This window comes from Priestia sp. USM5 (genome assembly GCF_058323215.1).
In genome coordinates this window covers 2,644,975-2,656,822 of record NZ_JBSGKN010000001.1, presented here as the reverse complement: position 1 = coordinate 2,656,822, position 11,848 = coordinate 2,644,975, and the positions used below count along the sequence as shown (strand labels likewise).

13 protein-coding genes are annotated in these 11,848 nt (G+C 38.4%); 9 read left to right on the top strand and 4 right to left on the bottom strand.

Going from position 1 to position 11,848, the window contains the following annotated elements:
- Window positions 1–109 precede the first annotated feature (109 nt).
- The 3 genes from ACWATA_RS14330 to ACWATA_RS14320 all read left to right on the top strand — a co-directional run bounded on the left by ACWATA_RS14330 (window position 110) and on the right by ACWATA_RS14320 (window position 3,776).
- Window positions 110–1,603: an aldehyde dehydrogenase family protein gene (locus ACWATA_RS14330; protein WP_013082880.1), complete on the top strand. Its 1,494-nt coding sequence runs from the start codon at window positions 110–112 to the stop codon at window positions 1,601–1,603.
- Between the two features lie 107 nt (window positions 1,604–1,710).
- Window positions 1,711–2,997 (top strand): cytochrome P450, encoded by a 1,287-nt coding sequence (locus tag ACWATA_RS14325; protein WP_080963438.1) that lies wholly within the window; start codon window positions 1,711–1,713, stop codon window positions 2,995–2,997.
- Between the two features lie 119 nt (window positions 2,998–3,116).
- Window positions 3,117–3,776 carry a serine/threonine-protein kinase gene (locus ACWATA_RS14320; RefSeq protein WP_033578788.1) on the top strand — a complete coding sequence of 220 codons (660 nt, stop codon included), beginning with the start codon at window positions 3,117–3,119 and terminating at the stop codon, window positions 3,774–3,776.
- A gap of 13 nt (window positions 3,777–3,789) precedes the next feature.
- On the opposite strand, the gene ACWATA_RS14315 is transcribed toward ACWATA_RS14320, so the two are convergent.
- Complete coding sequence (locus tag ACWATA_RS14315; RefSeq protein WP_014460422.1) at window positions 3,790–4,068, bottom strand: hypothetical protein; 279 nt, start codon at window positions 4,066–4,068, stop codon at window positions 3,790–3,792.
- A gap of 140 nt (window positions 4,069–4,208) precedes the next feature.
- Between ACWATA_RS14315 and ACWATA_RS14310 the strand changes: the two genes are divergently transcribed.
- The 3 genes from ACWATA_RS14310 to motB all read left to right on the top strand — a co-directional run bounded on the left by ACWATA_RS14310 (window position 4,209) and on the right by motB (window position 6,102).
- Entirely contained in the window at window positions 4,209–4,352 is a 144-nt protein-coding gene (locus ACWATA_RS14310) for a hypothetical protein (protein ID WP_014460421.1), read from the top strand.
- A 129-nt stretch (window positions 4,353–4,481) separates the two neighbouring features.
- On the top strand, window positions 4,482–5,276 hold the full coding sequence (gene motA / locus ACWATA_RS14305) for a flagellar motor stator protein MotA (RefSeq protein WP_013056745.1): 795 nt from the start codon (window positions 4,482–4,484) through the stop codon (window positions 5,274–5,276).
- Window positions 5,269–6,102: a flagellar motor protein MotB gene (motB, locus tag ACWATA_RS14300; RefSeq protein WP_014460419.1), complete on the top strand. Its 834-nt coding sequence runs from the start codon at window positions 5,269–5,271 to the stop codon at window positions 6,100–6,102. The genes motA and motB overlap by 8 nt, the downstream gene beginning before the upstream one ends.
- A gap of 35 nt (window positions 6,103–6,137) precedes the next feature.
- Here the strand turns inward: motB and ACWATA_RS14295 are convergent, their stop codons facing one another.
- On the bottom strand, window positions 6,138–6,470 hold the full coding sequence (locus ACWATA_RS14295) for a hypothetical protein (protein WP_043982072.1): 333 nt from the start codon (window positions 6,468–6,470) through the stop codon (window positions 6,138–6,140).
- 199 nt (window positions 6,471–6,669) lie between these two features.
- Between ACWATA_RS14295 and ACWATA_RS14290 the strand changes: the two genes are divergently transcribed.
- Both ACWATA_RS14290 and ACWATA_RS14285 read left to right on the top strand, forming a co-directional pair.
- The gene (locus ACWATA_RS14290) at window positions 6,670–7,623 is read left to right on the top strand and encodes an NAD(P)/FAD-dependent oxidoreductase (RefSeq protein WP_154991421.1); all 954 of its coding nucleotides are present in this window, start codon (window positions 6,670–6,672) and stop codon (window positions 7,621–7,623) included.
- 19 nt (window positions 7,624–7,642) lie between these two features.
- Window positions 7,643–8,338, top strand: a complete 696-nt coding sequence (locus ACWATA_RS14285) for a YqjF family protein (protein WP_115653705.1) — start codon at window positions 7,643–7,645, stop codon at window positions 8,336–8,338.
- A gap of 3 nt (window positions 8,339–8,341) precedes the next feature.
- On the opposite strand, the gene msrA is transcribed toward ACWATA_RS14285, so the two are convergent.
- Window positions 8,342–9,259 carry a peptide-methionine (S)-S-oxide reductase MsrA gene (gene msrA / locus ACWATA_RS14280; protein ID WP_154991419.1) on the bottom strand — a complete coding sequence of 306 codons (918 nt, stop codon included), beginning with the start codon at window positions 9,257–9,259 and terminating at the stop codon, window positions 8,342–8,344.
- Window positions 9,260–9,582: 323 nt separating this feature from the next.
- Between msrA and nhaC the strand changes: the two genes are divergently transcribed.
- On the top strand, window positions 9,583–10,989 hold the full coding sequence (nhaC, locus tag ACWATA_RS14275) for a Na+/H+ antiporter NhaC (RefSeq protein ID WP_028413606.1): 1,407 nt from the start codon (window positions 9,583–9,585) through the stop codon (window positions 10,987–10,989).
- A 179-nt stretch (window positions 10,990–11,168) separates the two neighbouring features.
- Here the strand turns inward: nhaC and ACWATA_RS14270 are convergent, their stop codons facing one another.
- Window positions 11,169–11,822 carry a GntR family transcriptional regulator gene (locus ACWATA_RS14270; RefSeq protein ID WP_033578793.1) on the bottom strand — a complete coding sequence of 218 codons (654 nt, stop codon included), beginning with the start codon at window positions 11,820–11,822 and terminating at the stop codon, window positions 11,169–11,171.
- Window positions 11,823–11,848 lie beyond the last annotated feature (26 nt).

Genomic DNA, 11,848 nt, shown 5'->3' with positions numbered 1-11,848 from the left:
CATGTAGAAAAATTCAGAATATTGTATGCAAAATTGTTGATTTTACTAGATAACATGGTAAAATATTCATTGTTAGCGTTTTCAAAATTCGTGGGGAGGTATGTATTTGATGCAAAATCTTGGAGCGAAAAAAGTTGAAATGAGTCCGAAAGTAGTGGAGTTTTTAAAAGGAGTTAAACAGCTATACATTAATGGCGAATGGGTAGACTCTGTTTCAGGAAAAACGTTTGAAACAGTAAATCCAGCAACGGGTGAAAAGTTGGCAGATGTAGCTGAAGCAAATCCAGAGGATATTGATCGCGCCGTCAGAGCGGCTAGAGAAGCCTTTGATCATGGACCTTGGACAAAGATGTCAGCAGCTGAAAGAAGTCGACTTATTTATAAATTAGCTGATTTAATGGAAACACATCAATTGGAACTTGCGCAGCTTGAAACGCTTGATAACGGAAAACCAATTCGTGAAACATCAAATGCAGACATTCCATTAGCCATCGAACATTTCCGCTACTTTGCAGGGTGGTCAACTAAAATGGTTGGACAAACTATTCCTGTGCAAGGAGCGTATTTTAACTATACGAGATATGAACCAGTAGGAGTTGTTGGCCAAATTATTCCGTGGAACTTCCCGCTTTTAATGGCCGCTTGGAAGCTCGGAGCCGCTTTGGCAACTGGATGTACAATTGTGCTCAAGCCAGCCGAGCAAACGCCTCTTTCTGCACTTTACTTAGCTCGACTAGCCGATGAAGCAGGATTCCCAAAAGGCGTGCTAAACATTGTGCCAGGCTACGGGAAAACAGCAGGTGAACCGCTCGTTCATCATGATCTTGTCGATAAAATTGCTTTTACAGGATCTACTGCTGTCGGAAAAGCAATTATGAAACAAGCTAGCGACTCTTTAAAGCGTGTGACGTTAGAGCTTGGAGGAAAATCACCAAACATTATCCTCCCGGATGCAGACTTAACAAAAGCTGTTCCTGGTGCGCTTTCAGGTATTATGTTTAACCAGGGACAAGTATGTTGTGCTGGAAGTCGTCTGTATGTCCAAAAAAGCTTATATGATAATGTCGTAGCTGATTTAGTTTCTCAAACGAAATCTATTAAACAAGGAAATGGATTAGCTGATGAGACAACAATGGGTCCGCTTGTATCTGCGCAGCAGCAAAAACGAGTGAAAACCTATATTGATAAAGGAATTGAAGAAGGAGCGGAAGTACTCGCAGGAGGAAACATACCGTTTGATCAAGGCTATTTCGTAGAACCGACTATCTTTGCAGATGTCGATCATTCGATGACGATTGCTCGTGAAGAAATCTTTGGTCCGGTTGTAGCTGCTATGCCGTTTGACGATCTTGATGATTTGATTGCCAAAGCAAATGATACAGCATATGGTCTAGCAGCAGGCGTTTGGACACAGGATTTAAAGAAAGCACACTATATTGCTCATGGTATTAAAGCGGGTACAGTTTGGGTGAACTGTTACAACGTATTTGATGCAGCAAGCCCGTTTGGAGGTTATAAGCAGTCGGGAATTGGTCGTGAAATGGGAAGCTATGCGCTTGATAATTACACTGAAGTGAAAAGCGTATGGATCAATATGGAATAATAAGTAAGATTTTTTGTGAAAATCAATAGCATATCTTTGTGTGAAAAAGAGTAGTCTTTAGTGGACTACTCTTTTATTTGTTTAAGTCCCGCATTTTTAGAAAAGGAGTGATAACATTGCCGGTTATACAGGGCCCCTCGTCGTATAAGCTTACCGGTCACCTGCAAAAGTTTAGAGAGAACCCATTGGGTTTTTTGGAAAACTTGACTCAGTATGGAGAAATTGCAACATTTAGAGTTGCGCACAAACGCTTTTATGTAACGAGAGACCCTCAACTTATTAAAGATGTAGTCATTACAAACAGCAAGGCGTTTCAAAAAATTAAACTAACGCATATGTTTAAAACGCTGCTGGGTGAAGAAATGTTATGGACAGATGAAGCATTATACATGAGCCCCATTCAACCCTCACAACTTAAACAACATCTAACTTATAATAAGGAAGCAATCGCAAAAATAATTGAAAAGCATACGGAAACGTGGGAAGAAGGGCAGCTTCGAACGATAGTAAAAGACATAAGACAGATAGTCGTAGCTGTACTCCTTCAACTTGTATTTGGCATTTCGATTGAGGATAAAGACAAAATTCACTATGTTCAAGCGCTTATGAGAAAAAAAGAAAAGTTAGGCAAAATTTATATTCGTCTACCCTTGCACCAGCCTGACTCAGATGAGCAGCTAGAACAACTCCTTTTTGAACGCGTTCAAATGCGTGTTCAAAACAAAACCGAAGGAAATGACTTACTGCAGTGTGTATTAAATTCTCACGGGGAAGACATCGATGAAAGAGAAATATACGAACAGCTAAATTCTATATTCCTTTCGATGTATGAAATGATTACGCACGTATGCAGCTGGTCTATTCATTTACTGTCTCAAAATATTAGGGAGCACCTTCAGCTGCATAAAGAAATTCAAGCCTATGCTAGCGGTGAATCACTTTCAACCAAAAATTTGACCTATATGCGCAAAATAATTGCTGAAAGCATGAGGCTGTATCCGCCTCTTTGGCTATTTGGGCGTCAAGCACGTGAAGATATACAAATAGATGGTTACAGCATTAAAAAAGGGGAGATTATGTTAATTAGCCCTTATATGATGCATCGCCATGAAGATTACTTTTTAGAGCCAAGTGAATTTTTACCTGACCGTTTTGAAAAAGGAGGGTCCATTGATGTCCCAAGCTATATGTATATGCCGCTTGGGATTGAGCATCAAGCGGAAAGAGGCATGGACTATATCACTGAAATAGTAACTATTTTTCTGTCAGAAATGACAAAGCGCTTTTTATTTCAACTGACTAAGCCCGAGCCTATTGCTCCGATGGCGGGTGTTATGCTGAATATGAAAGAAGAACTGGATGTGAATGTTCACAAAGTTCACACGCAGTCTTGAATGAACGGGAATCCTTTCCCTCTTTATATCAGGCTGTCAATTTATTGACACATCCTGCATTGAGATTTATCATAGGATAATATTTGATAGAGATTACTGAAGGATTTTTAGAGGGGACTATGGATAAAACAATTAAACAGTTAGTGTCGCTAGTTGAAACATCATTACTAACGCAAGTTAAGATTCAAAGTGAAAGTGACTATGATCCAGTTGAAGTTACGAACAAAACAAAAGAGTGGGTACTTATTGGTAAAGGAAACTATGCCGGTGTGTTTACGCACGAGAATTATCCTGAATTTGTCGTAAAAGTATACGGAAGAGACGTTTATGGTGTAAAAAAAGAAGCGCAAGTGTATAGAAAGCTGGGCGTTCACCCAGCTTATTCTCAACTTTTTCATGAGGGAAAGACGTACTTGATTTTAAAAAGACTTACAGGTGTTACTTTGTATGATGCTGTACAGCGGGGAATAAAGATTCCAGAACAAGTCATAAAAGATGTGAACAAAGCTTTGGACTATGCAAGAAGCCAGGGGTTAAACCCGTATGATGTGCATGGCAAAAATGTCATGATGAAAGATGGAAGAGGATATGTGGTGGATATTTCTGACTTTTATAAGGAGGGTATTGATAAAAAATGGACAGACCTTGTAAAAGCTTATTACACCTTTTATCCGTTTATTGATAAATACCATATCCGCTTGCCGTATCCGCTTTTAAACGTTATCAGAAAAACATATCGTCTATATCGTAGAATCAAATCAAAAAGGAGTTTCCGCTAAAGGGAACTCCTTTTTAAGATGAAATACAGCGCAGTACGTGCTGCTGTTCAAAAGTTGGTTTTAATTTGAATAGAATGGTTTGTAGTATTTCAGATTGATAGACAAATTTCAGCGTATGTTTAAGGGAAAGAGGATGTAAGAAAGAACGTATTCTTTTTTCAGCATAACGTATCACCTGTTCTTCATAAAATAAAGTACGTGCGGAGATTTTAGCGTGAATATCTTTTGTTAGTTCGATTGTAAACTGGATAATCATTAAATCAGTGTCTTTACAGTATTTTTCTAGTAGCATAATATCACCTCCATTTTGTCAACTCATTTACATAATCTTAATATAAAATTTACAAATGTCAATAAAACACGGAAAAATAAATGGTAAGACTGCTCTTTTTATATGTTGAATAAACAACAACGTTACAGAGGTGAGTAAAGTTGAATATTAACGTCGGGTTTGCAATTTTAGCTGATATTGATAATAAGATGACGGCTGCTATTTATGTGGAAAATCAAATTGTAGCGATTATAGCTGGACCTTCAGATATTCTGTATGAAAAGTTGAAAAAAGTGTTTTTATAATAGAGAAAAGATGTAATTGTAAATATGATTCATAAAAAGCTTAAAAATTCTATGAAATAGTCGAAATAAAAGATGAGGATAAAATACACAAAAAGAAAGAACAGGAAGTTAAGGATAGGAGAATTACATATGGATAAAACATCTTTTATTGGACTGATTTTAGGAATAGCCTCTCTTATTGTAGGCATGTTTTTCAAAGGGGTTAATCCATCTGTGTTAGGAAATCCGGCTGCTATTTTAATTATTATTGTCGGAACCGTCGGAGCAGTAGTGATTGCATTTCCTTCAAATGAAATCAAAAGAGTCCCAAAACTGTTTGGTGTCCTGTTTAAAGAACAAAAAATGCTGCAGCCCGTTGATTTAGTATCCATGTTTTCAGAATGGGGACAAGTTGTTCGAAAAGAAGGGTTACTATCACTTGAAGCCCAAATTATTGATGTAGATGACCCTTTCTTAAAAAATGGTTTGAATTTAGCTATTGATGGTCAAAGTGCGGATTATATACGAGACGTGTTGTCTGAAGAAATTGATGCTATGGAAGAAAGACATCAAACGGGTGCAAGTATTTTCGCTTTAGCAGGTACATATGCTCCAACTCTGGGTGTACTTGGAGCTGTTATAGGGTTAATTGCTGCGCTTGGGAACATGGAAGATACAGATACGCTAGGACATGCGATCAGCGCGGCTTTTGTTGCTACGCTTCTTGGTATTTTTACTGGGTATGTACTATGGCATCCGTTTGCAAATAAACTAAAGCGTAAATCGAAACATGAAGTAAAGGTAAAGTATATGATGATCGAAGGAGTGCTTTCACTTCTAGAAGGAGAAACACCAAAAGTGATTGAGCAAAAGCTGGCTTCTTATTTGCCAACAGCGGAACGTAAAAAGCTTCTTCAAGAAAGTGAAGTGGGCATAAATGAGTAGACGCAGAAAACGAAAGCACGAGGAGGACCATGTTGACGAAAGCTGGCTGCTTCCTTACTCAGATTTGCTTACACTTTTACTTGCTTTGTTCATTGTATTGTTTGCAATGAGCTCAGTGGATGCGCAAAAATTTAAGAACCTTTCTCGCGCATTTAATGAAGCATTCGTTGGAGGAACGGGCGTGATGGAATTTCAATCTCTGCAGGAATCTGAAGAAGCGGTTCAGCCTTCAAATACTCCTGCAGCTAAAAGTACGGAAAAAACAAATGAAGTGGAGACAGCCCCCAATCAGTCTCCTGCTTCTTCACAATCGTTAACGAGCGAACAAAAGGAGCAAACCATACGAGAAGCTGACCAAGAAGAGCTTCAGCAAATTCAATCTAAAATTAATGCGTATATTCAAAAGAAAAACTTAACAAATCAATTGCAGACTTCGCTAACAGATGAAGGTCTCTTAATTTCCATTCGAGACAATGTATTGTTTGATTCGGGAAGAGCACAAGTTCGGAGTGAAGATACAAAAATCGCAAATGATATTTCAGAGCTTTTGGTGATTGATCCTCCTCGTAACATTATTATTAGCGGTCACACCGATAACGTACCTATTCGGAACGCTGGTTTTGAATCCAACTGGGAGTTAAGCGTGATGAGAGCAGTTAACTTTATGAAAGTTATCTTAAAAAACGATAAGCTTAATCCAAGCATGTTCAGTGCAAAAGGGTTTGGAGAGTTCAAACCCGTGACATCTAACAATACAGCAGAGGGGCAAGCGAAAAATAGAAGGGTTGAAATATTGATTACTCCTCGTACAATTAAACAGCCGTAAAAGCAGGACTGCTTTTACGGCTGTTTTTCTATGTGTTATAAAGCTAAGAGTCTTCTCTTCTCAAAGTTTCCTCGTACTAATTTGAGATCCATTCCATCTAAAATCAAATCAATGAGAGCGCCTTTAAAGACATCGGCTGTTTTTTTCTTATCATTGGACTGCAAATATTGCACGCGATACCACTTGTCTTCAACTTGAAAGTACATAAAACGACCGTGTGTAAAGTCAATCCAGAACTTTGTAGGTTGTCCATTGAGATTTTTATAAACATATCCCCAGCTTCGTCCTTGGTGAGAGTCCTTCATTTTAGGGCGAGCTGTATTAAATACTTCGTAATATACTTTGTGCTTAATATCATAGAGCATCATGTGACGGTCCTCCTATCTATAGACGTGCTAGCGGGTAAAAATATATTTGTATACAACAAGTATATTAAGCTGAAAGGAATCGTAGACTATTTTTTTGAGACAAGCAGGAGCAAAGGTAAATGAAAAAGACAGTTTAAATTAGCTCAATGATTCCGCTTTTTTTATACTGTAAGTAAATGAGTTAAATAAGGAGGAAAAAATGAAACGAGTAGGCATAGTAGGTGCAGGAATGACCGGCCTTACAGCGGCGGCTGAATTACAAAAAGAGGGAATAGAGGTCTTTCTTCTTGATAAGAGTAAAAGTGTAGGGGGACGAATGGCTACACGAAGAGTAGGGGATGGAAAAGCAGATCACGGAGCTCAATTTTTTACCGTGAGATCCGATGAATTTCAACAAGACGTAAATAAATGGATAGGTGATAGAAAGGTTAAGAAGTGGTTTGGTGACCATCACCCTCGGTATCAAAGTCCGAATGGCATGAATGCGCTAGCTAAATATTTAGCTGAAGATCTACGCGTATATGTAAATCGAAAAGTTAAAGCCATTGATTTTCAAAACGGAAGGTATCAGTTATATACAGAAGAAAATGAGATTTTTGAAGCTACTGATATCATTCTTACACCTCCGTCTCCTCAGGTTATTGAGATGCTTAATAACAGCAGGTTACAGGTGGACCAATCTATTCTTAAAACACTGAAATTCAGTCCTTGCTTGGTTGCTATCGTGGAGCTTTACACAGAGACGCTGTTTGGTGATCATGGTCAACTCACGAATCCATCTGGCACAATCCAAAGAATCATTAATCATGAGCAAAAAGGAATATCAAAGACGCCCGTTCTTAGCATATATATGAATAAAGACTGGTCAGAAAAACATGTTGATGAACATGAACGTGAGTTGCTGCGGGAGATAAAAAATGAAATAAACGAATGGATAGGTGCAAATCATATTAAAAGCATTCAGTTAAAGAAATGGCGCTATGCAGAGGTTGAACAAGTTCTTCATCAGCCCTTTGCTAAAATTATGCCGTCGCTACTGGTGGCAGGAGATGCTTTTTTAAGAAGGGAAGACGAGACGAATCACTCACGGTTAGAGAGCGCATATTTGTCAGGCAAATCGGCAGCCGCTGAATTAATGGGAAAGAACATCTAGAAAAAGGAGGGACCAAGAAGTGGAAAATAATTGGATAATGAAACAAACGTGGAAAGATTTACTGTTTATTCATTGGCCTGTAGATCCGGCATTTTTGGCTTCTTTATTGCCGAGTCAGTTAGAGCCTGACACCTATGATGGTCAAGGGTGGATTGCACTTGTGCCTTTTACGATGACAGGTATTCGATTTAAAGGAACGCCCGCCGTGCCCATCTTTTCACGGCTATATGAGCTAAATGTGCGTACCTATGTTACATATAAAGGGGAAAAAGGCGTTTATTTTTTTAGTTTAGACGCAAGCAATCCACTAGGAGTATGGATTGCTCGTCAGTTTTTTCACTTGCCTTATTACCACGCTGCTATGACATTCAACAAAACTCATAACCATATTTCTTTTCAGTCAGTTCGAACGCACAGAGACTCAAAAAAAGAGCGAGTAAAGCTTACATATAGAGGTATTTCTCCGTCCTATCGCAGTAGAAAAGGAGAATTAGCTCATTGGCTTACAGAGCGCTACTGCTTATTTACCACTCATCAAGGAAATGTCTACAGAGGAGACCTTTATCATGATCCTTGGGAGCTCCAAAAAGGGGAGTGTGAAATAAGAGAAGACTCCATCACTCAGCCTTTTTTGCGTCCGGCGGACCATCATGATTTAACTGTACACTACGCAAAGAAAGTAACCGCTTATTTTTACCCTTTTAAAAAAGTATAGGCATCAAAACAAAATTAAAAAATCTTCATAGCCTTCTTCTTTAAGCTTCTCTTTTGGAATAAAGCGTAAAGCCGCGGAATTTACTTGATAGTATTCGCTGTTTTCTTCTGTTAAAAGTAAACCCAGATAGTTATCTCCTTCTTTGCTTTTTAGCGCTGTTGAATGCTGCGCCGGCACTTTTTTTATGTTTCCGTATAAGATAGGGCGCTTAAAAATGGGCCAGCCTGTATGAGAAGGAAGCTGATCTGACGTTTTGAACAGTGCTTCTCCCGTTAGAAGGTCAACGTAAATTCCTTGTTTTTTGTTATTCCAATATAAATTTGTAAAAGGAGGTTCGGTTCCGTTTTCCTGCGTAACAAAATATTGCATGGGCGTTAGGACCTTTTTAAGGTAAGAGCGGTCCTTTGGCCAATGCTGTGTCAGAAAATCAGTTCGCCCCGAGCCTTCTTTGTATAATTTATAGTGAAATGCGTTTTTTCGATAATAATCCTGCTGCTGCTCTTCTGCTTCATAAAAAGAAGAAAAAGGTAAAATAGGTGTGACGATAGGACGCTTAAAGCGTCCGCTTTGGGCGAGCTTTTTTTTAGAATCGAAAGCCGCTTCTTTTTGTTTTTCGTTGTGATAAAAAATAATGGCTCGATATGACGGCCCGCGGTCTGAAAACTGTCCGCCGGAATCCGTAGGGTCAATTTGCTGCCAATACAGGTTAAGCAGTTCTTCAAACGTAATGTGAGAAGGATCCCATACAATTTGCACAGCCTCTACGTACTCGTTTTCCTTTTTTACAAGAGCAGAAGCTTCAGAAGTGATTTGTTCATCTCTAGCGTAGCCCGAGCGGATACTGCTGATTCCTGGAAGCTGATCAAAAGGAGCGACCATGCACCAAAAGCATCCTCCCGCAAACGTTGCATATTCTTTCATGTTACTTTCCTCTTTTCGTTGAATAAAATAAATGAAAATATATTTATATATTAAAATGTATAAACAAACAGAAAGCGCTTTATAACGAGTCTTGTAAGAAAGCACAATCTTATGGTATTATGACCACTGGATAAAAGAAAAATGGCTTATTGTTTACGCAAGTATCCTTATTTTATGTTCTTAAAAAGATGCAGTTTATTGTTTAAGTACTCATAGAAATACATACGTTGGAGCAGTAAGAGGAACAATTAAAAAATAAGGACGTTTTGCTCTTAAACGATACCACATTCCAGAATCTACATACCAGTTTAGGAGGAGCTAGTTTGAACACAACCCGTTTACCATCTATGTGGGAAATAATGATTGTGCTTGCTTTATTTTTAGCAGTTGTTATTTCATTTGCAACTGTTTTTGATTTACCTATTCAGCTCGCTTTATTTATTTCATGGTTTATTGTTATGGCGCTAGGAGTACGACTTGGGTATACGTATAATCAGCTGCAAGGGGCCATTACAAGAGGAATATCAAACGGCTTAGAAGCTATTTTAATTTTATTAGCCGTCGGTACGTTAATTGGAACATGGATTGCCGGAGGAGTTGTTCCTTCTCTTATTTATTTTGGATTAGAGTTTATTAATCCAACATTCTTTTTACTTGCTACACTTATCATTTGCTCTATTACCTCGATTTCAACAGGAACATCTTGGGGAACGGTTGGTACAGCCGGAATCGCGATGATGGGAATCGGACAAGGCTTAGGTATGCCGCTTCCTTTAGTAGCTGGAGCCGTGATTTCAGGAGCTTATTTTGGAGACAAGCTTTCTCCTCTTTCTGATAGTACCATTTTATCTGCGTCAATGGCCCGAGTGAACGTTATCGATCACGTAAAAGCAATGTTAGTATTGGATATTCCTGCTTATCTCATTACGGCAGTATTATTTACGGTAACAGGGTTTATGTATGGGGGAAAAGATTTTGATGCTGGACGGGTAGAAGAATTAAAATCTTCGCTGTTGGATACATTTCACATCAGCGGGTGGATGCTGATTCCGGCTTTGGCTGTCATTGTCCTTTTAGCATTAAAGAAACCTTCTCTTCCAGCAATTGCGGTTGGTTCATTATTAGGAATTATATGGGCAGTTGTCTTTCAACATATGGATGTGGCGAGCGCATTTAATACGGCTTATGAAGGATTTAAAATTAATACCGACAACACATTTTTAAGTGAGCTATTAAATCGTGGCGGAATTTTAAGCATGGTCGGTTCTATTATTGTCATTATTTTTGGACTAGGATTTGGCGGGTTATTAGATGAGCTCGGCGTCTTAGAAGTCCTGCTATCTAAATTTGAAAAAATTCTTGTCAATTCAGGAAACGTTACGGCTTCTACTATTTTCGTTGGATTATTAGGAAATATATTTGGTTGTGCGATGTATGTTTCATTAATTTTAACACCGAAAATTATGGAGAAAAGTTACGATAAGTTAAGGATACAGCGTCTAGTGCTTGCCCGTAACTCAGAAGTAGGGGGAACCTTAACTTCTGGAATGGTTCCGTGGACGGATAACGGTGTATTTCTAGCTACAACGCTTGGGATCTCTACATTCGCTTATCTGCCGTTTATGTGGCTCAGTTTTGTCTCTATTATTTTGGCGATTGTTTACGGATATACAGGGAAATTCATTTGGTACGTAAAAGAAGAAAAACAGCGTTCTGCTATAGCAAAATAAAAGAGGCTGGGACAAAAGAGTTTTAGTTGAAGAAAAATCCGAACGATGAATTGAGATTCTTAATGAAGAATCAACTTCGTTCGGATTTTTTCATTGGTATGATAAACGTAGGTTTCATGTATTTCGTTTCTTCTAGCTGTTGATCGAATTGATTTAGTCATGTCTCGAGTTCTTTTTGATCAAATCATTTCTGGGTATTCGATTTTCCAGTGAACATTTTGAAGGTAAAGCTGAACATCGGCCTTTTTTTTCTGCTGCAGAAGTTTTAGAATATGGCGGTGATGTTCATTCATTACGCGTAAAATGGCGTATAGCTCTTTGGTGTCATCGCTAAAGTACGTTTGTCTGATGAATCCGTCTTGTAAAGACATAAGCTGTTCTTTTAAGGTCACATTATCGCATCGGTTCAAATATACTCGATGAAAATACGTTTGATATTTTTGATAATCCTGATAATTTTCTGATTCAATCGAAACATCGATTTTTTTAATAAGCTCATCCATCTTCGTAAAATCTTCTTCAGTTAAGTGATCAATCGACAAGGCAGCTGCCAGACCATCTAAAGCACCGACGATTTCAAACACTTCTAGTTTTTTGTGTGTATCAATTTCCTTTACAGTAAACCCTCTGCGCGGTCTGTATTCTAATAGGTTGTCTGAAGCTAATTTAATAAGCGCTTCTCTTACAGGCGTTCGGCTGACATTCAGCTGAGAACAAATACTGGCTTCATTTATTTTGTCGTTAGGCAGCAGTGTACCTTCTTGAATTTGACTTGCTATGTAGTTATATACATGATCTTTTAATGAATGATAAATCATAGGCCCCTTGTTCATTGTTTCCCCCTAAAATAAATATCGCA

What these genes read in the sequence shown, in the direction of transcription:
- ACWATA_RS14330 (WP_013082880.1), top strand. Translation starts at nt 110, where the DNA reads ATGCAAAATCTTGGAGCGAAAAAAGTTGAAATGAGTCCGAAAGTAGTG.
- ACWATA_RS14320 (WP_033578788.1), top strand. Translation starts at nt 3,117, where the DNA reads ATGGATAAAACAATTAAACAGTTAGTGTCGCTAGTTGAAACATCATTA.
- ACWATA_RS14315 (WP_014460422.1), bottom strand. Translation starts at nt 4,068, where the DNA reads ATGCTACTAGAAAAATACTGTAAAGACACTGATTTAATGATTATCCAG.
- motA (WP_013056745.1), top strand. Translation starts at nt 4,482, where the DNA reads ATGGATAAAACATCTTTTATTGGACTGATTTTAGGAATAGCCTCTCTT.
- motB (WP_014460419.1), top strand. Translation starts at nt 5,269, where the DNA reads ATGAGTAGACGCAGAAAACGAAAGCACGAGGAGGACCATGTTGACGAA.
- ACWATA_RS14295 (WP_043982072.1), bottom strand. Translation starts at nt 6,470, where the DNA reads ATGATGCTCTATGATATTAAGCACAAAGTATATTACGAAGTATTTAAT.
- ACWATA_RS14290 (WP_154991421.1), top strand. Translation starts at nt 6,670, where the DNA reads ATGAAACGAGTAGGCATAGTAGGTGCAGGAATGACCGGCCTTACAGCG.
- msrA (WP_154991419.1), bottom strand. Translation starts at nt 9,259, where the DNA reads ATGAAAGAATATGCAACGTTTGCGGGAGGATGCTTTTGGTGCATGGTC.
- ACWATA_RS14270 (WP_033578793.1), bottom strand. Translation starts at nt 11,822, where the DNA reads ATGAACAAGGGGCCTATGATTTATCATTCATTAAAAGATCATGTATAT.